Origin of the sequence: Bradyrhizobium sp. 31Argb (assembly GCF_043638955.1) — a bacterium.
Classification (GTDB): Bacteria; Pseudomonadota; Alphaproteobacteria; order Rhizobiales; family Xanthobacteraceae; genus Bradyrhizobium.
This window is the reverse complement of sequence record NZ_JBEGDB010000014.1, coordinates 23,923-42,799: the sequence shown is the minus strand read 5'-3', so window position 1 is coordinate 42,799 and position 18,877 is coordinate 23,923. Positions and strand designations below refer to the sequence as shown.

Genomic DNA, 18,877 nt, shown 5'->3' with positions numbered 1-18,877 from the left:
ATGCGCTTCCGCGTCGAGAGCCTCGATCAGCATTACGGTAGCGCGCAGGTTCTGCGCAAGGTGGGCTTCCAGATCATGCCCGGCGAGTGTCTCGCGGTGCTCGGCCGGAACGGCGCGGGGAAGACCACACTGCTGAAATGCCTGATGGGCGTTCTGCCGGCGTCACGAGGCCGCGTGCTGGTCGACGACACTGAGATATCGGACTGGTCGTCGCATCGGCGCTCGGCCGCCGGACTGGCCTACGTGCCGCAGGGTCGCGAGATATTCTCCGAGCTCACGGTCGGCGAGAACATCGAGGCTGCGGCCCGTGCGCACGGCACGTTCGGAACGGATGTCGTGGACGAAACTGTCGCACTGTTTCCGGTGCTCAGTCAGATGTGGCGACGCCCCGGCGGCGCGCTCTCCGGCGGACAGCAGCAGCAGCTTGCGATCGCCCGCGCGCTCGTCACGAAGCCTGGCCTTTTGATCCTCGACGAGCCGACCGAAGGGATCCAGCCCAATCTCGTCGCCGCGATCAAGGATGTGCTGGCCTCGTTCAAGGGCAAAATCTCGCTGCTTCTGGTCGAGCAATATCTCGACTTCGCCGTCAGCCTTGCCGACGCCTTCGTCGTGCTGTCGCGCGGCTCGGTGGCCGAAGCGGGCCGCATGGATCAGTCGAGCCGCGAGTTGTTAAGCCGCTACATCGCCATCTGACATCACAAAGGGAGCAAGCCCATCTCGCGCCGTCATGAAATTTCCTCCGCACCCGAGAACATGGTCTGGGGCTATCTCGACAGCACCACGCCGCCGGTTCTGGAGGTCGCGTCCGGCGACACTGTCACGCTGCATTCCTTCCCCGCCGGTGGAAAGGAGTGCCTGCCGGAGGATCGCAGCATCGTGCCGGCCGACTATCTGCTGGCGCTGGATACGCTGGCTCAGGGACCAGGCCCGCATTTCATCACAGGCCCGGTCTACGTGAAGGGTGCGAGGCCCGGCGATGTCCTCCAGGTCGACATTCTCAGCGTGAAGGTGCGGCAGGACTGGGGCTTCGTGTCGATCTTGCCGCTGCTGGGTACCTTGCCGGACGAGTTCACGGAATACGAAACGATCCATCCGAAGGTCGATCATGAACGCAATGTCTGCGTGATGCCCTGGGGTCTCGAGATCCCGCTCGACCCGTTCTTCGGCATCATCGCCACCGCGCCGCCGGCGGCCTGGGGCCGTTGCGGCTCGCCGGTGCCGCGCAGCTTCGGCGGCAACATGGATAACAAGGAACTTCGTCCCGGCACGACGCTCTATCTGCCGGTCTACAATGAAGGCGCGCTGTTCTTCGCCGGCGACGGACATGGCGTGCAGGGCGACGGCGAGGTCTGCATTACCGCGCTCGAAACTGGCGTGACCGGCACGTTCCGCCTGACGGTGCGTAAGGACATGGAGCTGTCATGGCCGTTTGCCGAGAGTTCGACGCATCTGATGTCGATCGGCCTCGATGAGGATCTCGACGATGCCGCGAAGCAGGCGGTGCGCGAGATGGTCAAGCACATCTGCGCGCGCACCAACCTGTCTCGCAACCAAGCCTATATGCTCTGCTCGCTTGCCGGAAATCTGCGGGTCACCCAGCTCGTCGACGGTAACAAGGGCATCCATATGCTGTTGCCGAAATCCTATCTGTGAGCGCCAGCGAGAGATGCCAAGGCGCGCCACCCCGCCGGTAGGTCCGGGCTCGCCAAGCCGAGGCCATTCCGTCGTGATCCTTCGGAGCCGTAGATAAGTTGAACTTGTCCACCCCGAAGCAAGGCTTTGGACGTTGTAAGACCATCTTTGGACCTGCGAGACCCGGCCGCCGTTGGTCCGATGACCCCCAATAATACTTAGGACAACAGAGCGGCCTCGTGCCGAATGACGGAGATGCAACGGAGCCGAGCCATGTGCCGCTTCTCGATTGAGGGTCGTGGCACTCAATGGCTCGCCGTACGGCCGCGCAGGTGAAACGTTCCTGGCGGACAATCCCATCGTGGGGGCAGTTGAATTCTTGTCCTTCGGGTCGCTCCCCGCTACACAGACAACGATTTCCTACGCCAATCGACGATTTCCTACGGGTTGGTACTGCAGATGGTGAATGTCATGTCGATCTCCCATCGCGATGATCAGCGCCGTCCGGCCACGCGGCCCTTCAGGATGGCCCATGCCAGGGACCAGAAGCTGATTGGCTTGATCCGGCCCGACAAAGCCGTTTCGCCCTTGAGTGAGCGCTCGAGATTGGCCGTGAAGTCCGCTGTCAGGCGCTGCACGACGTCCTGCACCAGGCCAGCACGATTGAACTGCGCCAGCCGGCCACTTAGACGCCATGACAAGGTGACGGCCAATGTGCTCGTAGCAGCCGGATCGGCGTCGCCAGGCAACACGTTCCATTCGACTTCGCCCTCGGCGCTCGATCCAGATCCAGTGTCGCGTCCGCGACCGGTCATGCGGCCCTGACGCGCCGTCGCATCCAGCGTAAGCTTGCCGTCACCCTTGAACGAGACTTTCATCGGCCCCAACGCCATGTGCATCCGGCCTTCGATTTGGTCGCCGTCGATGGTCGTGATTTCCGCGCCGGGCAGGCATGTCGCGACCTGCTTCAGATCGGCGAGCTTCGTCCACACGTCGGCCGGTGCCGAGGCGATCTGAAGCCGCTGTTGGATCGAGGTCCATCCTTGCCGTGACGGCGTGGCCGCGACACTTGCCGAAGCAGGTCTCTCGGCCAGTGAAACAGCCTGCTTCACGAGTTCGGACGCTGGCGGGGCCGTTCGGGCCGCGCTGGCTACGGCGGGAGCGACAGTTGCGGCAGGCTGCTTGCCTGCGCTGACCTCTAGGATCGCCTCGACGATACCGACATAGCCAGTACAGCGGCACAGATTGCCCGACAGTTCCTCGCGGATGCGTGCCGGCGTAAGCTCGCCAAGGCGAACCACGATATCACGTGCCGTGATCAGCATGCCGGGCGTGCAGAAGCCGCATTGCAGGCCGTGATGCCTGGTGAACGCGGCGCGCAGTTCACCCATGAGCGGATCGTTGTCGAGTCCCTCGATCGTCGTGACCGAGGCGCCATCGGCGTCTCCGGCATAGCTGATGCAAGAGCGCTGTGGCTTGCCGTCGACAATCACTGTGCAGGCACCGCAGACGCCCTGTTCGCAACTGGCATGCGCGCCGGTCAGGTTGAGATCTTCGCGCAGCAATTCCAGCAATTGCGTGCGCGGCTCCGCGCTGGTGCGCACCGATCGGCCATTCACCGAAAGCGAGATATCGATCGCTAGCATGTCAGGATCTCCGCGGATCGTTGAGCTGCGCCAGGCTACGCTCCACGGCCACGGCGAGTTGCTGCCGATGTGCGACGTCGAGCGTAGCGAGCATGTCCTCGATCTCGTCGCGGACAAGGGCGGTGGCCTTGTCCGTGCCATCCTGCTGCAACGCTGCGGCCGTGCGCGACAACAGCAGCGGGCGGCCATTCAGGGCACCGGCGACGACGCGGCAGATATCCAGCTTCGGGTCGACGACGCATGCGCCGATCGCCTTGGCAAACTCGCCGGTCTTACGGCAGACCTTGTAATAGCCCCAACGCATATCGGGGGAGAATCGCGGGATCTGCACGGCGCACAGGATGTCCTCCGCCGCAAGTTGCGGCGTGAATGCGCCGCGCAGGAAGTCGTGCGCTGCGACGGATCGCGCTGAGGCTTTGGCGCTGCGGATTTCGATGATGGCTCCGATCGCGGCCATCGTGGACACCCAGTCCGCTGCTGGATCGGCGTGAGACAGGCTACCGCCGACTGTGCCGCGATTGCGCACCGCGCGATAGGCGATGCCGCGGGCGACGAAAGGCAGAAGCCCGCGCGTCGGGTCTTCGATCATGCCGTCTTCGACCTCGGCATGCGTCCAGGTCGCGCCGAGCGAGAACATGCGGCTGTCCGCCTCGATCGCGCGCAATTGCGGGATGTGTCTGATATCGATGAGTTTGGCCGGGCGCGCGAGGCGCAGATTTAGCATGGGCCCAAGCGACTGGCCGCCGGCGAACACCTTGACCTGTCCATCGCCGGCGGCGAGCCACTCGAGCGCGTCGTCGAGCGTCCGCGCCCGCGCGTAATCCAGAGCCGCCGGTTTCATGCCGCATCCTTGGTGTTGGCGCGTCCGCCTTTCGCGATGGCGGCAAGAATGCGCTCGGGCGTCGCCGGGATGTCGCGCAGCACGGCATTCAGTGGCGAAAGCGCATCGTTGATGGCGTTGACGATCGCTGCTGACGGCGCGATCGCGCCGCCTTCGCCGACGCCCTTGATGCCATGCGCGGAATAGGGCGACAGTGTTTCCATATGATGAATGCGGAAACGCGGCAGTTCGGTCGGCCCCGGCAACAGGTAATCGATCAAGGTCGAGGCCAGCGGCTGGCCATTGTCGTCATAGGGGCTCTCCTCAAATAGCGCCGTTCCCACGCCCTGCGCCGCACCGCCGAAAGTTTGTCCCTCGACGATCATCGGGTTCACCATGCGCCCGCAATCCTCGACGATGGCGTAGTCAAGGATTTCCACGAGACCGGTCCTGGCGTCTACGGCGACATAGGCGGCGTGGCTCGCATAGGAGAAGACGCCGCTGTCGACCTCGGGCTTGTAGGCGGCCGTCGCTTCCAGGCCGGCGCGATCGACACCGTCAGGCAATTCGTCGGGGCGGATGTACCAGGCGCGGCCAACATCCGCATAGGAAACATTCGCGGCACCCGCGAAAATCCGGCCCTCGCGGAAAGTGATATCCTCCGGTTTGACCTGCATCAGATGCGCCGCGATGGCCTTGACGCGGCCGGCAACGATGTCTGCTGCGCGCGATACCGCGCCGCCGGTCATCACGATACCGCGCGAGGCGTAGGCGCCCGTGGAGAAGGGCGTGGTCGCGGTGTCGCCCAGCGTCACCCGGATATCCTTCAGCGGAACGCGCGTCATTTCGTGCGCGACCTGCGCCAGCGTGGTCTCGAGCCCTTGTCCGATCGTGTGGATGCCGGCTTTGACTTCGAGCGCGCCGTCGGGCGTGAGCTTGACATGTGCCTGATCGAAGCCCGGCACCAGCGGGAGCCCCCAGGCGGCAAACACCTTGGTGCCGTGCGCAGATTGTTCTGTATAGCTCGCAAAGCCGATCCCGAGATAGCGGCCTTTCTCGTCGCGTGTAGGCAGCCTGCGTCGCGCGTCGAAATCGATCATGCGCTTTACTTCCAGAAGCGAAGCCGGGTAGTCGCCGCTGTCGTAATGCTTGTTGGTGATGTTGGTGTAGGGCATCGCCGCGGCCGCGACGAGATTTTCCATGCGCACTTCCCACGCCTCGCGTCCAACCGCCTTCGCGATGGCATCGATGGTCAGTTCGATCGCGAAACAGACGCCCGGTCGCGCCACGCCTCGGTATGGAGCAAAAGGCGGCTTGTTGGTTGCGACCGAATAGGTCTTGCAGCGATAGGATTTGAGATCGTAAGGGCCCGGCAGGTTTCCGCCAGCCTGCGCGGCTTCGAGACAGGCCGAGAACGGCCATACCGAATAGGCGCCGCAATCGACCGACACTTCGGCATCGAGACCAAGCAGCCGTCCGCGCGCGTCGGCATAGGCCTTCAGTTTGTATTCGTGCTGGCGCGCATTGGCGCCAGCGGTCAGATGCTCGCGGCGGTCTTCGATCCAGCGGAACGGCTGCTTCTGCGTCAGCGCCAGCCAGGCCACCGCGATCTCCTCCGGCATCAGCATGCATTTGTAGCCGAAGCCGCCGCCGACATCGGGCGGCGCCACGCGCACGATCGCCTGCGGAATGCCGAGACATTCGGCCAGGCCGATGCGGATCAGATGCGGCACCTGCGTGGAGGTATGCACGACAAGCTGCCCAGCGCGATGGTCCCACCACGCAACGAGGCCCTTGCCTTCCATCGGATGCATGACTTGCCGGGCGGTCGACAGTTCCAGCTCGACGCTAATCGGCGCCGTTCGGGCGATCTCGTCCATGCCGCGATCGAAGCTGGTTTCGAGGAAGAGATTATCGCCCCATTCGCGATGCAGCAGCGTCGCCTCGCTCTGGCGGCCGGCGGTGCTCGATGCAATCACAGGGATTGCATCGTAATCGACATCGACGAGCTCGCAGAGATCTTCCGCCGCCGCCCGGTTGTCGGCGACGCACATCGCCACGATCTCGCCGACAAAGCGTACGCGTCCGTTTGCCAGCGCGGGATAGTCGGAGACCTTGTAGCCGGGAATGGAGGAGCGGGTGGTGATCGGCGCGACGCCGGCGAGGTCGCTGTGAAAGAAGACGCAATCCTCGGAGCCCTGCGGCTTGCCCTGTCGGGTGATGAGCGCGTGCGCCACGGGGCTGCGCAGGAACGCGACTTCGCGCATCCCCGGGATGCGAATGTCGGCGGTGAATTGGCCGCGGCCGTGTAGATGCCGGGCGTCTTCTTTCCGGGGCGCCCGGGCGCCGATGCCTTCGCCGTCGTTTCCGTGTGCCATCTGCGTCATGCTCCCTGCGCTCCGACTGACACCTTACCTCATCGCTGCGCGTCGAGAAGCTGCCAGGGGTGGTGCTGCTCATGGAATGCGACGGCCCCGAGCAGTCTGGCCTCCTCATACCAGGGGGCGACGAGCTGGAACGCCAGCGGAACACCGCCGTCCGAGAGGCCGGTGGGCACGCTGATCGCGGGATGCCCGGTCAGATCGAACAGACTGAGATACGGCGTCCATTCGCGTCGCATGTCGCCGACCACCTCCCCGTCGATGCTGATCGGATCGAGCGGCTTGTGCAGCGCATCCAGCGGCTCCCGGCTCATGACCGGCGTCAGCAGGAAGTCAAATCCGTCAAACAGCTTCTGCACGTGCCGGAACAGGGCCGTGCGCTTGTTGAGCGCCCCCTGAAGGTCCTGTCCGGAAAAGGAGAGACCGACGCGCACGCCTTCGGCCAGGCTCGGTTCGATCTTGTCCTCGACCTCGTCGATGATCTTGCCGAGCCGCGCCGCCCAGTTCGACTGCTGGAGGATGCGCCAGGTCGGTTCCGGATTGTCCATCGCCCATTCGATGTCCGTAACGGGGGCGCCGTACCCCTCCAACGTCTTCGCAACACGCCGAATCGTCTCAGTCATCCCGCGGCTAACGCGCGCGTTACCGACCTGCATGATCAGGCCGATGCGCTTGCCGGCGAGGTTTTCCACCTGCGTGCTGATCTGTGATGCGTCGAACCGCGGCAGGCCGAGCGAATGCGGATCGTTCGGCGCCGGGCCGGCCATGGCTTCGAGCGCGAGTGCCATATCCGCGACGTTGCGCGTGATCACGCCGAGGTGGATGAAGTTGGCGAACCCTTCCGGCACAAGATCGTGCGGGATACGGCCAAGCGTGGGTTTCAGTCCAAGCACGCCGGTGCAGGCGGCCGGCAGCCGCGTCGATGCGCCCGCGTCGGTGGTGAGGGCAAGGCGTACCAGGCCTGCGGCAACGGACACCCCGCCGCCGCAGCTCGATCCTCCGCACGTCGCCGCCGGATTCCAGGGATTGATGGTGAGGCCGGTCAGGGGCGAGGAGCCCATCATGCTATGGGCGAATTCGGTGGTCGTGCTCTTGCCGATGATGATTGCTCCGGCCTTGCGCAGCCGCGCCACCGCGATCGTATCCGCCGCGGCGGCTGCGGCGTCCTGCATCAGCCGCGAGCCCCAGTTCGTCGGCAGGCCGCCGACATTCAGGATGTCTTTCACGCTGACCGGAACACCGGCGAGCGGTACAGCGGACGCGCCGCTCGCGTCGATGACGCGCGCCGCGGTAAGCGCGCCGTCGCGGTCGATCTGGACAAAGGCGTTAAGCGTCGGCTGGCTTTGCTCGCAGCGCTCGATCGTGTCGGAGATGGCGTCTTCGACGCTGCCCGTTCCCGCGCGGATATTGATCTGCATGTGCGTCAAGATCATCGATGGCGAAATAAGGGGTATACTGACGATATAACCAGCGCTGTCAAGCGGCTGTCATGCGAGGGAGACTCGCAGCGGCGCTTATTTGAAGTTCACCGTCGACGTGTCGCTGTCCTCGCTGTCAGTCTTCGGCAGATCGATGCGGATCGTAGCCGGATCGACGTTCGATCGCTTGTCGATCCAATAGGTGACGCTCGCCGGCCAGAAGATCACGATCGCCACCAGGACGAGCTGCAATCCGACCCATGGCAGCGCCCCGAGGTAGATGTCGCGCGACAGCACCTCCTTCGGAGCGATGCCGCGCAGGTAGAACAGTGCAAACCCGAAGGGAGGGTGCATGAAGCTCGTCTGCATGTTGACGCAAAGCAGTACCCCGAACCAGACAAGGTCGATGCCGAGCTTGTCGGCAACGGGCGCCAGCAGCGGAATGATGATGAAAGCGATCTCGAAAAAGTCGAGGAAGAAGGCCAGGAAGAATACGAAGATGTTGACGAAAATCAGAAAGCCGACTTGTCCGCCCGGCACATGGCTCAGCAGGTGTTCAATCCAGCGGGAGCCGTCGACGCCCTGGAAGACCAGGCTGAATACCGTGGATCCAATCAGAATGAAGATCACCATGGATGTGATGCGCATGGTGTTCTGCATCGCCTGATTGACCAGCGGCCAGCTTAGTCGACGGTTCAAGGCGGCGAGAATGACCGCGCCGACCGCGCCCATGGCGCCGGCTTCCGTCGGCGTCGCGAGGCCCATGAAAATCGTGCCGAGCACCACGAAAATCAGGACGATCGACGGCACCATGCCCCAAAGGACGCGTCGCACCAGCACCCATCCACGCTGCGCGCGCGCCTCTTGGGGCAAGGGCGGGACGCGCTGCGGAGAAATGATCGAAACGGCGGCGATGAAGGCAAGGAAGAGCAGCACCTGAAGGATCGAAGGACCGATCGCGCCGGCATACATGTCGCCGACAGATCGGCCGAGCTGGTCAGCGAGTATGATGAGCACGAGCGACGGCGGTATGACTTGCGTGATCGTTCCGGAGGCTGCGATCACGCCGGTTGCGATGCGCATGTCGTAGCCGTAGCGGATCATGATCGGCAGCGAAATCATACCCATGGCGATCACCGAGGCGGCGACGGTTCCGGTGATTGCACCGAGGATGGCGCCGACGATGATGACCGCATAAGCGAGCCCGCCGGGCACGCCGCAGAACAACTGGCCGGTGCCCTCCAGAAGGTCTTCGGCAAGGCCGCTGCGTTCGAGGATCGCGCCCATCAGGGTGAAGAAGGGAATAGCCAGCAGCAGATCGTTGGACAGGATGCCGAAGATGCGCAGCGGCAGGTTTCCGAGATAGGCCTCGGAAAAAAAGCCCATTCCGACTGACAGGAAGCCAAAAAACAAGCCAACGGCCGCAAGCGAGAAGGCGACTGGAAAGCCGATCAGCAGGAACAGAACAAGGCCGCCGAACATTAGCGGCGGCATATGGGCCACCGTCAGCATCGGGACAGTTCTTTCGAGGATCGGATGTGTGGGGCGGAAGCGGTCATTGTTCCATACGGTGATATTCGGTCATGACCTCGGCCTCGGGCGCCACGCCGCACAACAGCGCGATGCGTTTGACCAGCTCGGACATGCCCTGAAGGGTGAGCAGCAGGAAGCCGACCGGAAGGATCAGCTTCACCGGCCAGCGCATCAATCCGCCGGCGTTGGACGAACCTTCCTCGGTCACCCAGCTCGTGACGAAGAACGGCCATGTCACCCATGTCAGCAGGATTGTCGCCGGAAGCAGGAAGAAGATGATGCCGAAAACGTCCACATATAGCCGGGTTTGCGGACCGAAATTGCCATAGAGCAGGTCGACGCGGACATGCTCGTTGCGAAACAGCGTGTGGCTCGCCCCGAGCATGACTATGCCTGCGAGCATGTACCATTGCGCTTCCAGCCACGCATTGGAGCTGTAGCTGAAGCCGTAGCGAATGACGGCGTTCGCGGCGCTGATGGCGCATGACAGACCGACCATCCAGTCCGCGATGCGGCCGAATACTGCGCTGGCGGAGTCGATCTTACGGCTAAAGGCGAGCAAGGCATGCATCGATCTCTCCCACACTGGCGCCGTGAGCGCGCCGACTTCCCGCGCCCCTCAAAGGTCATCGCCCGGCAGCGTCAGTGGCTACCGGGCGCGCAGCATCATTGCGATGCCGTCGGGATATCGTGCGAGAAGCGGTAGGCGTCGAGGCTCTGTTCTGCGACCCGGAACCACGGATTGGAGCTTTCGAGGAAGCGCTTCCACGGGTCGTAGATGGTCTTGAAGTCGGCGTCCTTGGCGGCAATCTCTTCGAATGTCTCGAAGCTCGCCTTGTAGCACGCGTCCAGAACCGCGCGCGGGAACAGCCGCAGTTGCGTGCCTTCCCCGATCATCCGCCGCAACGCATCCGGATTGCGCGCGTCATACTTTGCGATCATGAACATCATCTGCTCATTGCACGCGGTCTCGAACGCGACCTTGAACGGCTCGGGCAGCGCTTCCCAGGCGGGCAGGCTGACCGGCGCGGTGATGCCGGCGCTGCCCTCCCACCATCCGGGGGCGTAATAGAACTTGGCGACCTTGTTCAGGCCGAGCTTGGCGTCGTCGTATGGACCGATCCATTCCGACGCGTCGATGGTGCCGCGCTCCAGCGCCGAATAGATATCGGACGGCGGCAGCTGCTGCGGTACGGCGCCGAGCTTGCGCAGGATGGTGCCGCCAAGTCCGCCGATGCGGATCTTCAGGCCCTGCAAATCCTGCACGGTGTTGATTTCCTTCCGGTAGAAGCCTCCCATCTGCGTACCGACGTTGCCGACGGGGAAGGGGATGACGTTCGACTTCTTGTAGAAGGCGCGGACAAGCGGCAGGCCGCCGCCCTCATACAGCCAGGCGGCCTGCTGCCGCGCATTCAGGCCGAACGGCAATCCGGCATCGAACGCGTAGGTCGGGCTCTTGCCGATGTAATTGGCGGACAGAATATGCCCGCATTCGATGGTGCCGTTCTGCACGGCGTCGAGCACCTGCAGCGCCGGGACGACTTCGCCGCCGGCAAAGCAGCGGATCTCGAAGCGGCCTTCGGTGAGCTGGCCGACGCGGCGGCAAAGGTCTTCGGCCGAGCCGTGAATCGTATCGAGGCTCTTCGGCCAGCCGGTGGCCATACGCCAGCGGATCGCCGGTTGAGTTTGCGCGATGGCCGGTGCAGCGAGTGCGGCGCCGGCGGTCCCGCCCGCCAGGCCCAAGAGCAGTTTGCGGCGATTCATAGTCCCCATCCTTTCTTCGCTTGAGAAATGCCGTCGCTTGCGAGTGCGGGGCGGCCGCGGATATCGCGCCGGTGGATTCATCCCGTTCGCCAAGAACCATGTCGGTTACGCCATCTATGGCCATGCGTGGAGCATATTAGTCAGCATATATCCTATTTTTGAAGATGCAAAAGCTGCACCAACTGAAGGACCGTGGTCGTTGAGGGTATGGAATGCGCGGTTTGCATCATCACGGCTGGACGCATAATGACTTCGAAATACTTGGTTTTGATAAGACCTGGGACGTTTCCCGAGCGCTGCATCTGCAAACTAAAGCCGAAGGGCGAAAGTCTCATTCGATTGCGGATCACCGCGGCCTCCCTATATTAGACAGCGTACTGCTTATTTTCCTTGCGGCCGATGCTTAAGCACCAGGCCGCGGTGAGACGGCATGTCATGAATAACCGGGACGAAGGAGATGCGAGTGGACGCTGGGGGTGGTAGAGAACAGCCGGAAGCCGTCGCAGGGAGATTGTTGAAATTGGCAAAGCCCAAAAGAGTCGGGAAATCCAAGCCGGCCCGAAAGCCGAAAAGCCAGCCCGCCGGAAAGAAGGCGGAGCACACCTCGCTTTATGCCAGCATGCCGTTGTGGGCGCGCCCCGGCTTCCTGATCCGGCGGCTGCACCAGATCAACTACGCCCTGTTCTTCGAGGAATGCGCAGGCTTCGACATCACGCCGGTGCAATATGCGCTGCTGACCACGCTCAGCCTCAATCCCGACACCGATCAGCACACGCTTGGGCGGGAGGTCGGCATCGACCGCACCAATGTCGCCGACGTGCTGCGTCGTCTGGAGCAGCGCGGCCTGCTGACCCGCCGCAAGGGTGAGAAGGATCGGCGCGCCGTGCTCGCGCGCCTGACGCCGGCCGGGGAGAAAGTGACCCGGGAGATGTTCAAGGCGATGCAGCGCGCCCAGGCGCGCCTGCTCGAGCCTTTGCCTCCCAAGGAGCGCGCGGCCCTGATGGCGGCGCTGCTGCGGCTGGTTGATGCGAACAACCATCTCGGCCGCACGGTCTTTCAGCCAAGCTGAGATCGTTCGCCGGCCGCGCGCCTTGTCTGCCGGTTCGTTGCGGCAGGTCATATGCGGTCACACCGGCAGACAAAGCGCATTCGGCACCAGCAGGTTGTCATAGACACAGCGTCTGCTGGCCAATTTGAGCACGCCGTTCTCGCGGCGGAACACGTCGAAATACACGCCAACCTGATGCAACGTAGCGTCTGGCCGGTCGAACAGCACCTGCAGCACGACGTAGTTGGCGCGTGCCTTGATCGTGCCGTCGCGCTCTTCGCCCAGCACGTCGAGATTACCGATGATGTGCCGCAGATAGCGCGGCGCGAACATCGCGGTCTCGCTGAGAGCGAAGGCGCGGTCGCGGACCATGCCTTTGCCTTCGCAATAGATCAGCCCAACCGGCATGTTGCGGTCATGGTTCTCGCGCGACAGGACGACGTAGGTCGCGTCCTCCGCGAACATCTCGGTCCAGTCGGCGAGACGCTGCTCGTCGAGCGCGTTCGCATAGCGCACGTTGAAGGTCTCGATCTCGTGCCGCAGCAGGAGTGCCTCGAGGCGCGGATCCATGAGGGAGTCGGATGAGGGGTTGCGCTTAACGGCCATATCCATGACTCACAGTCCCATCTCGGCGCGCCAGTGCTTGTACATGGCGCGGATTGCCGCTTCAGAGATCAGGTTGTCGGCGGTGCCGGCTTCGACTGCCGGATCGAGTTTCACCAGATGCTCGCCGTTCGGCACGCGCTGCATGCCGTCCTGCACGAACTTGATCGCCTCGTTGTCTTCAAGCCCGAGGAAGCCGGCCGGCCCCATCAGATTGCCTTGCCGGAGGCGATGCCGTGTCATCTCCTCGCTGTCGCCCTCAAAACCGAACATAGTCCACTTCATGATGAATTCATGCGGTCCCGTCGGCACGATCTGGCGTACGCCCAGTGTGTTCATCTCGCGCTGCACGATCAGGTTTGGCCAGATCGTCGCCATTGTCACCGACCAGGGGCTGTCGAACTCGTCCACGAAATCCATGAAGCGCGGCTCGGCCAGCGTCATGCCCTCCTTGTAAGCGCGCATTTCCTTCTTCGCGTCGCTCGACACGGCCTTGCCGTCGGACTTTGCCGAAGCCATCACGCCATGACGCCCGCTCGGATCGGCGAGCATCAGCGACTTGTTGCCCGCGACCAGAAGGCCGAACGTGACCAGGAAAGTGTGCAGCAGGGTGGCGTGATAGGGGTCTTTCAAATTCTCATGATAGAGCTTCCAATTACCGGGCAGTGAGTGGCGGTAATAGCCGAGCACCTTGAGCTTGCGGCCATCGAAGGTCGCCTCGAATTCGCGCATGATCTCCGGCGTGAAATATTCGGCCAGCGGCTCCATGTCGTCGCAATAGGAGGCGAACACCACGCCGCGATGCGTCGTCACTTTCAGGCGGCGCAAGCCATGATCCGCATTCCTGAAATCTGGAGGCATGCCACCCTTGCCGCCGACGCCGCGACGAAAGGGAACGCCGGCCAGATTTCCTTTCAGATCGTACGACCATTGATGATAGGGACAGACGAATTCCTTTGTGTTGCCGGAAAGCTCTCGGCAGAACTCGGCGGCGCGATGCGCGCAGCGGTTCTCGAACACATGGATCGAGCCGTCTTCCGCGCGAGAGACGACGACCGGTGTCGGTCCGACATGCGAGCGGATGAAGTCGCCGGAATTGGGGATTTCGGATTCGAGCGCGACATAATTCCAGGTGCGGCCGTGGAAGATCTTCTCGACCTCGCGCTCGTAGATCGCCTGGTCGGTATAGACCCAATCCGGAATGCGGGTGAGGCCATCGGCCGGCCAGATATAGCGTTTGGTGAGCGACAGTCCCGGGGTGGCGTTCATGAGGCTGGCCTCCATGGCATCGGCGCCGTCCTGTCCATCGGATGAGATGATGGCGCCATGAATATCGGGATCGAAAGGCATTGCGGAATCGAGTTCGGCGCGCGCGGCGCGGATCGCCTGCGGGTCCGAGAACGCGACGACGGCGGTGAGCCGTCCGATCGCCTTGTCGAACATGCGATAGATGGCGCCGGGAGCGGCTTCGTTTGCGGCTGAGAGCGCGACATGATCCTCAGCGCCGACAATTCCAAGCATCTGCACATTGCAGCCGAACTGGTCGGTCCAGAACCAGGGGCGCTTTTGCGCCACCGCTGCATTGTGTCCGGCGATCGAGTGGCCGGCCGCGGCGCCTTGCTCCTCGGCGTTCTGCCAGCTTTCAAGCGAGAGGCGCCGCGCCGCGATCGGCTCATGGTACAGCGCGCAATCGCCGGCCGCCCAGATGCCCGGCACGGAGGTGCGTCCCTGCGCATCCACCTCGATGCCGGCGGGCGTGGTGGCGCAGCCAGCCTGCAGCGCAACGCCGAGCACCGGCTGCATGCCGATACCGACCAGAACCGCGTCGACTTCGATCGTGCCTTCGCTGGTCACAACGCCCAGGCGTTCGCCGCGCCTGGTGATTTCGATAACGCCGGCGTTGCGGCGAATATCGACGCCACGCCGCTCCGCCATGATCCGGAAGGCGCGGCCGACCGCGGCCGGCATGATCCGCGCCATGAGCTCGCGTTCGCGTTCGAGCAGGGTGACTGCCACGCCGCGCGAAATTGCGGTCGATGCAAGCTCAAGACCGATGAACCCGCCGCCGATCACGGCGACATGCTGGGCGCGGTCGAGCGCTGCGCCAATGGCGGCGGAATCCTCGATCGTGCGCAGATAGTGCACGCCCGGTAAATCCGCGCCGGGAATGCTCAGCCGTCGCGGCGTTCCGCCGGTGGCAAGCAGCAACGAATCGTAAGCCAGAACTTGGCCGTTCGCGAGAGTAATCTGGCGCTGCGCGATATCGATCGTCGTCGCGGCAACGCCGAGATGCAGACGCACGCCGAGTTGGACCGCATCCGCCTCGCTCAAACGAATGCTGGATGAAAACTCGACCGTACCAAGCAGGAATTCTTTCGATAGCGGCGGCCGCTCATAGGGGAGATGAGGTTCGGTGCCGACCAGATCGATGCTGCCATTGAAACCGATGGCGCGCATGGCTCGGATTGCAGCCGCGGCTGCCTGACCTGCACCGACGATCACAACACGGTTCTTATCTTTCGCGGGCGTGGCGGCAGCAGGCTTGCTCTCGAAGGCGAATTCTGTAGCCGACTGTTCGGGATCAATGAGAATGTCATTGCCCTCGACACGGACAGCATAGGTCCGCAAATCCTCGGTCACCGGCGCGCAAAGGGCCTTTCCGCTGCGGATGTCGAACTGGCCCTGGTGCAGCGGGCATTCCACCTTGCCGTCTTCGATCCAGCCTTCGGCGAGCAGCGCGAGCGCGTGCGTGCAGATGCCGTGCGTTGCATAGATTTTGCCATTGAGATTGTAGAGCGCGATACGAATGCCGTCGACTTCGACGCCGAGGGCCTTGCCCTCGGGTACCTCGTTCAGCGAAGCCGCTCTCGTCCATGCCATTTTGTGGCGTCTCTCGCGCTGGAATTTATAATCAGTATAACATCATTTCTAAAGCTCGCAACTCCGTGAAGAGCGCTCCTGTCGACAAAAACGGCGCGATATCGCGACTGTTGCGAAAGTGAAATAGTCAGTGTACCATCATATCTCCTCAGGAACGGGAGACTTTCATGGCGCAAGAGCCGCTCGCCACCAAGGGCAATTATCTGCATATCTACGACTTCCGCGTCATGCCCGGGCATGAGGAAGAATTCATCAAGCTGTTCGAGGAATTTGACTATTCGGACGGCAATCCGATGCACAAATCATCGGCGCAGGTGAAGGATGGCGTGCTGTGCCGCGATACCGAGGACCCGCAGCGGTTCTTCCTGATCGCCGAATGGAGCGATATCGAAGAGCATGCCAGGATTCGCAAGGTCCTTGCCAACGAGATCAAGCCGGCCTTCATCAAGTATATCGAGGGCGGGAAGTTCATCCCGAAATATGTCGAGGTCGTATCCTCCACGCCGGACGATATCTTGCAGAAGGCCGCTGCAGAGTGACCTGAGGTGTCGCGGCAACTCTATACATTCTTTCGGTCTTCGACCTCGTTCCGTCTCCGGATCGCGCTGGCCTACAAGCGGCTCGACTACGAGCCGCGCTATGTCAGCCTGCCGAAGATGGAGCATCGGGCGCCGTCCTATTGCGATATCAATCCGCAAGGGCTGGTGCCGCTTCTGGTGGAAGGCGGCCGATCCCTTATCCAGTCGATGGCGATCATCGAGTATCTGGACGAGGTCTACCCTGAGCCGCCGCTGATGCCGAACGATCCGCTCGGACGGATTTACGTCAGGGCGGTGTCACAGATCATCGGATGCGAAATTCATCCGCTCAACAATGTGCGCGTGCTGAAGCATCTCAAGGCGCAGTTTGAGGCGGACGAGGCTGCGACCAATGCCTGGTATCGGCACTGGATCGCGGAAGGGTTGTCCGGACTCGAAGACTACCTGCGGCGCGAACGTCTGTTCGGCCGGTTTTGCTACGGCGATTCCGTAACGATGGCCGACATCTGCCTTGTCCCTCAGATCTTCAACGCGCGGCGCTTCAATTGCCCGCTTGACGCTTGTCCGACACTGCTGGCGATCACCGATCGCTGCATGGCACTTGACGCGTTTCGCACTGCTGAACCGAGCACGCAGGCTGACGCGTTCTGAACTGTCGTTGCCTGCGCCGCGCGCCCCCGAGCCTCATTGTTGGGCAATCGGCAAATTAATCAGTACATAATCATATCTTGCGCGGGCAAGGCGCCGTGTTAGTCTTTTGAAGGAATGCGGTACCGCCGGGCAGATATGGGACGTGTGCACATGATGGGATTTCGAGAGTTAACTGCGGTTACGGCGTTTATTGCATGTGTACTGATTAATTGTAGCGCATCGGCGGCCGACCGCCTGACGGTACGACTCGACTGGACGCCCTGGGGGTCGCAGGCACCGTTTCATCTGGCGGCGCAAAAGGGATTGTTCGCGAAGTATAACCTTGATGTCGTGCTGGATGACGGAACCGGGTCCGTCGCCACCGTGCAGATCGTCGGTAATGGTGAATACGATGGATGTCGGCTACGCGTCGTTAGCCCCGATGGTGATCGCGCGCTCCAAGGGGTTGCCGGTGAAAGCGATTGCCGGCTTCATCAAGCAGAACGACATCGGTCTGTTGGTTCCGAAGGACAGCGGCATCGCCAGCCCCGCCGATTTGAAAGGCAAGAAGATCGCCTTCACCGCCGGTTCGCTCGAGGCGCCGTTCATCGACCAGTTTCTCGCCGCCGGAAAGCTGACTCGCAATGACGTCGACCTCGTCAGCGTCGACGCGGCAGGCAAAGCCGGCCTCTACATGGCTGGCCGGTCCGACGCGGCATTCTCGTCCGGACCATTCTTTCTGGCCGTCGTCGCAAGCCAGCGTCCCTCGAACGCCATCCGCTTCGCCGATCAGGGTCTGGAATTTCCAAGCTTCGGATTGCTGGCGACCGAGAAGTCGATCGCCTCGAAGCGCGAGGCGCTGAAGCGTTTTGCGAGCGTGGTCGCGGGATGTTGGGCCTATATCTTTGCCGGCAATCAGGACGAAGCGGTGAGGGCGATCATTGCGGCGCGGCCGCAGGCCAAACTCAATCCGGCCGTCTTGCGGCAGCAGATCGATACGCTGAAGGATTATGCGTACACCGATGCAACCCGGAACCTGCCGTTCGGCACGATGGCTGCGGCGGACTGGAAGCGGGCCGTTGCGGTGCTCGCCGATGGCGGGCTCATCGAGAAGGGCTTCGATGCGGATGCAGTCTTCACCAATGAACTGATCGACGAGCGCGTCGTTGCGGACGTGGCCAGCGGCAAGAACTGACCCTCGCGATCCCGTTGAATCCATGATCGCAGCGTCCGATGTCGTGAAAAGATACGGTGACGCCGACGGCGTCACCGCGTTGCAAGGCGTTTCGCTTGATATCGCAGAGGGCGAATTCATCAGCCTGGTGGGGCCGAGCGGCTGCGGCAAGAGCACGTTCTTGCGCTGTCTTGCCGGACTTGAGGCGCCGACCGGCGGACGCCTGCAACTGGATGGCGCGCCCATCGACGGTCCTCCGGAGCGTCTCGGCATGGCGTTCCAGCGGGATGCCTTGCTGGATTGGTTCGACGTTCTGGAGAACGTGCTGTTGCCGGCGGATTTCGGCGGTTACGGCAAGAAGAAATACGAGGAGCGCGCACGGCAATTGCTGCAGATGGTGGGGCTCGACGGATTCGCACGCGCCTATCCTCGGGCATTGTCCGGCGGCATGCGGCAGCGCGTCGCGATCTGCCGCTCGCTGCTGCTCGACCCGCGTTTGCTGCTGATGGACGAGCCGTTCGGGGCGCTCGATGCGCTGACGCGCGACCAGATCAATGTCGACCTGCATCGGCTCTGGACCAAGCATCGGATGACCGTCGTCTTCGTGACTCACAGCATCACCGAGGCGGTGTTCCTGTCGACCCGCGTGGTGGTCTTTACGCCACGGCCGGGGCGCGTGGTCGCGGACATCGCCATCGACCTGCCGGCCGAGCGGAAACTGGCGATGCGCGAGACGCCGGAATTCGGTGCCTATACCAGCCGTATCCGGGCTCTGTTCGAGCAAATGGGCCTGATCCATGACTAGGAGC

At 62.7% G+C, this 18,877-nt stretch carries 16 protein-coding genes; 7 read left to right on the top strand and 9 right to left on the bottom strand.

Annotated elements, in window-relative coordinates; genetic code table 11:
• Both AAFX91_RS04820 and AAFX91_RS04815 read left to right on the top strand, forming a co-directional pair.
• On the top strand, window positions 1-693 hold the full coding sequence (locus tag AAFX91_RS04820) for an ATP-binding cassette domain-containing protein (RefSeq protein ID WP_394565711.1): 693 nt from the start codon (window positions 1-3) through the stop codon (window positions 691-693).
• Window positions 694-714: 21 nt separating this feature from the next.
• Window positions 715-1,653 carry an acetamidase/formamidase family protein gene (locus AAFX91_RS04815; protein ID WP_130222481.1) on the top strand — a complete coding sequence of 313 codons (939 nt, stop codon included), beginning with the start codon at window positions 715-717 and terminating at the stop codon, window positions 1,651-1,653.
• A 473-nt stretch (window positions 1,654-2,126) separates the two neighbouring features.
• Here the strand turns inward: AAFX91_RS04815 and AAFX91_RS04810 are convergent, their stop codons facing one another.
• From AAFX91_RS04810 to AAFX91_RS04780, 7 genes are all read right to left on the bottom strand, one after another.
• Window positions 2,127-3,278: a 2Fe-2S iron-sulfur cluster-binding protein gene (locus AAFX91_RS04810; RefSeq protein ID WP_394565710.1), complete on the bottom strand. Its 1,152-nt coding sequence runs from the start codon at window positions 3,276-3,278 to the stop codon at window positions 2,127-2,129.
• A gap of 1 nt (window position 3,279) precedes the next feature.
• On the bottom strand, window positions 3,280-4,119 hold the full coding sequence (locus tag AAFX91_RS04805; protein ID WP_394565709.1) for an FAD binding domain-containing protein: 840 nt from the start codon (window positions 4,117-4,119) through the stop codon (window positions 3,280-3,282).
• Entirely contained in the window at window positions 4,116-6,476 is a 2,361-nt protein-coding gene (locus AAFX91_RS04800; RefSeq protein ID WP_394565708.1) for a xanthine dehydrogenase family protein molybdopterin-binding subunit, read from the bottom strand. The genes AAFX91_RS04805 and AAFX91_RS04800 overlap by 4 nt, the downstream gene beginning before the upstream one ends.
• Before the next feature lie 38 nt (window positions 6,477-6,514).
• On the bottom strand, window positions 6,515-7,897 hold the full coding sequence (locus AAFX91_RS04795; protein WP_394565707.1) for an amidase: 1,383 nt from the start codon (window positions 7,895-7,897) through the stop codon (window positions 6,515-6,517).
• 96 nt (window positions 7,898-7,993) lie between these two features.
• Window positions 7,994-9,409: a TRAP transporter large permease subunit gene (locus AAFX91_RS04790; RefSeq protein ID WP_394565706.1), complete on the bottom strand. Its 1,416-nt coding sequence runs from the start codon at window positions 9,407-9,409 to the stop codon at window positions 7,994-7,996.
• 43 nt (window positions 9,410-9,452) lie between these two features.
• Window positions 9,453-10,001 carry a TRAP transporter small permease subunit gene (locus tag AAFX91_RS04785; RefSeq protein WP_394565705.1) on the bottom strand — a complete coding sequence of 183 codons (549 nt, stop codon included), beginning with the start codon at window positions 9,999-10,001 and terminating at the stop codon, window positions 9,453-9,455.
• Between the two features lie 95 nt (window positions 10,002-10,096).
• The gene (locus AAFX91_RS04780; RefSeq protein ID WP_394565704.1) at window positions 10,097-11,194 is read right to left on the bottom strand and encodes a TRAP transporter substrate-binding protein; all 1,098 of its coding nucleotides are present in this window, start codon (window positions 11,192-11,194) and stop codon (window positions 10,097-10,099) included.
• Window positions 11,195-11,714: 520 nt separating this feature from the next.
• Here AAFX91_RS04780 and AAFX91_RS04775 point away from each other — a divergent pair.
• The gene (locus AAFX91_RS04775; protein WP_394565703.1) at window positions 11,715-12,263 is read left to right on the top strand and encodes a MarR family winged helix-turn-helix transcriptional regulator; all 549 of its coding nucleotides are present in this window, start codon (window positions 11,715-11,717) and stop codon (window positions 12,261-12,263) included.
• Window positions 12,264-12,320: 57 nt separating this feature from the next.
• On the opposite strand, the gene AAFX91_RS04770 is transcribed toward AAFX91_RS04775, so the two are convergent.
• Entirely contained in the window at window positions 12,321-12,854 is a 534-nt protein-coding gene (locus AAFX91_RS04770) for an aromatic-ring-hydroxylating dioxygenase subunit beta (RefSeq protein ID WP_394565702.1), read from the bottom strand.
• A 3-nt stretch (window positions 12,855-12,857) separates the two neighbouring features.
• Entirely contained in the window at window positions 12,858-15,725 is a 2,868-nt protein-coding gene (locus AAFX91_RS04765; protein ID WP_394565701.1) for an FAD-dependent oxidoreductase, read from the bottom strand.
• Between the two features lie 167 nt (window positions 15,726-15,892).
• Here AAFX91_RS04765 and AAFX91_RS04760 point away from each other — a divergent pair, with 167 nt between their 5' ends.
• The 4 genes from AAFX91_RS04760 (at window position 15,893) to AAFX91_RS04745 (ending at window position 18,873) form a co-directional block, all read left to right on the top strand.
• Entirely contained in the window at window positions 15,893-16,264 is a 372-nt protein-coding gene (locus tag AAFX91_RS04760) for a hypothetical protein (protein WP_394565700.1), read from the top strand.
• Window positions 16,265-16,270: 6 nt separating this feature from the next.
• Window positions 16,271-16,915 carry a maleylacetoacetate isomerase gene (gene maiA, locus AAFX91_RS04755; protein ID WP_394565699.1) on the top strand — a complete coding sequence of 215 codons (645 nt, stop codon included), beginning with the start codon at window positions 16,271-16,273 and terminating at the stop codon, window positions 16,913-16,915.
• Between the two features lie 379 nt (window positions 16,916-17,294).
• Window positions 17,295-18,089: an ABC transporter substrate-binding protein gene (locus AAFX91_RS04750; RefSeq protein ID WP_394565698.1), complete on the top strand. Its 795-nt coding sequence runs from the start codon at window positions 17,295-17,297 to the stop codon at window positions 18,087-18,089.
• 22 nt (window positions 18,090-18,111) lie between these two features.
• A complete protein-coding gene (locus tag AAFX91_RS04745) occupies window positions 18,112-18,873 on the top strand; it encodes an ABC transporter ATP-binding protein (RefSeq protein WP_028163186.1) in 762 nt (253 codons plus the stop codon).
• Window positions 18,874-18,877: the final 4 nt, after the last annotated feature.

What these genes read in the sequence shown, in the direction of transcription:
- AAFX91_RS04820 (WP_394565711.1), top strand. Translation starts at nt 1, where the DNA reads ATGCGCTTCCGCGTCGAGAGCCTCGATCAGCATTACGGTAGCGCGCAG.
- AAFX91_RS04810 (WP_394565710.1), bottom strand. Translation starts at nt 3,278, where the DNA reads ATGCTAGCGATCGATATCTCGCTTTCGGTGAATGGCCGATCGGTGCGC.
- AAFX91_RS04805 (WP_394565709.1), bottom strand. Translation starts at nt 4,119, where the DNA reads ATGAAACCGGCGGCTCTGGATTACGCGCGGGCGCGGACGCTCGACGAC.
- AAFX91_RS04800 (WP_394565708.1), bottom strand. Translation starts at nt 6,476, where the DNA reads ATGGCACACGGAAACGACGGCGAAGGCATCGGCGCCCGGGCGCCCCGG.
- AAFX91_RS04795 (WP_394565707.1), bottom strand. Translation starts at nt 7,897, where the DNA reads ATGCAGATCAATATCCGCGCGGGAACGGGCAGCGTCGAAGACGCCATC.
- AAFX91_RS04790 (WP_394565706.1), bottom strand. Translation starts at nt 9,409, where the DNA reads ATGCTGACGGTGGCCCATATGCCGCCGCTAATGTTCGGCGGCCTTGTT.
- AAFX91_RS04785 (WP_394565705.1), bottom strand. Translation starts at nt 10,001, where the DNA reads ATGCATGCCTTGCTCGCCTTTAGCCGTAAGATCGACTCCGCCAGCGCA.
- AAFX91_RS04780 (WP_394565704.1), bottom strand. Translation starts at nt 11,194, where the DNA reads ATGAATCGCCGCAAACTGCTCTTGGGCCTGGCGGGCGGGACCGCCGGC.
- AAFX91_RS04770 (WP_394565702.1), bottom strand. Translation starts at nt 12,854, where the DNA reads ATGGATATGGCCGTTAAGCGCAACCCCTCATCCGACTCCCTCATGGAT.
- AAFX91_RS04765 (WP_394565701.1), bottom strand. Translation starts at nt 15,725, where the DNA reads ATGGCATGGACGAGAGCGGCTTCGCTGAACGAGGTACCCGAGGGCAAG.
- AAFX91_RS04760 (WP_394565700.1), top strand. Translation starts at nt 15,893, where the DNA reads ATGGCGCAAGAGCCGCTCGCCACCAAGGGCAATTATCTGCATATCTAC.
- AAFX91_RS04750 (WP_394565698.1), top strand. Translation starts at nt 17,295, where the DNA reads ATGGTGAATACGATGGATGTCGGCTACGCGTCGTTAGCCCCGATGGTG.
- AAFX91_RS04745 (WP_028163186.1), top strand. Translation starts at nt 18,112, where the DNA reads ATGATCGCAGCGTCCGATGTCGTGAAAAGATACGGTGACGCCGACGGC.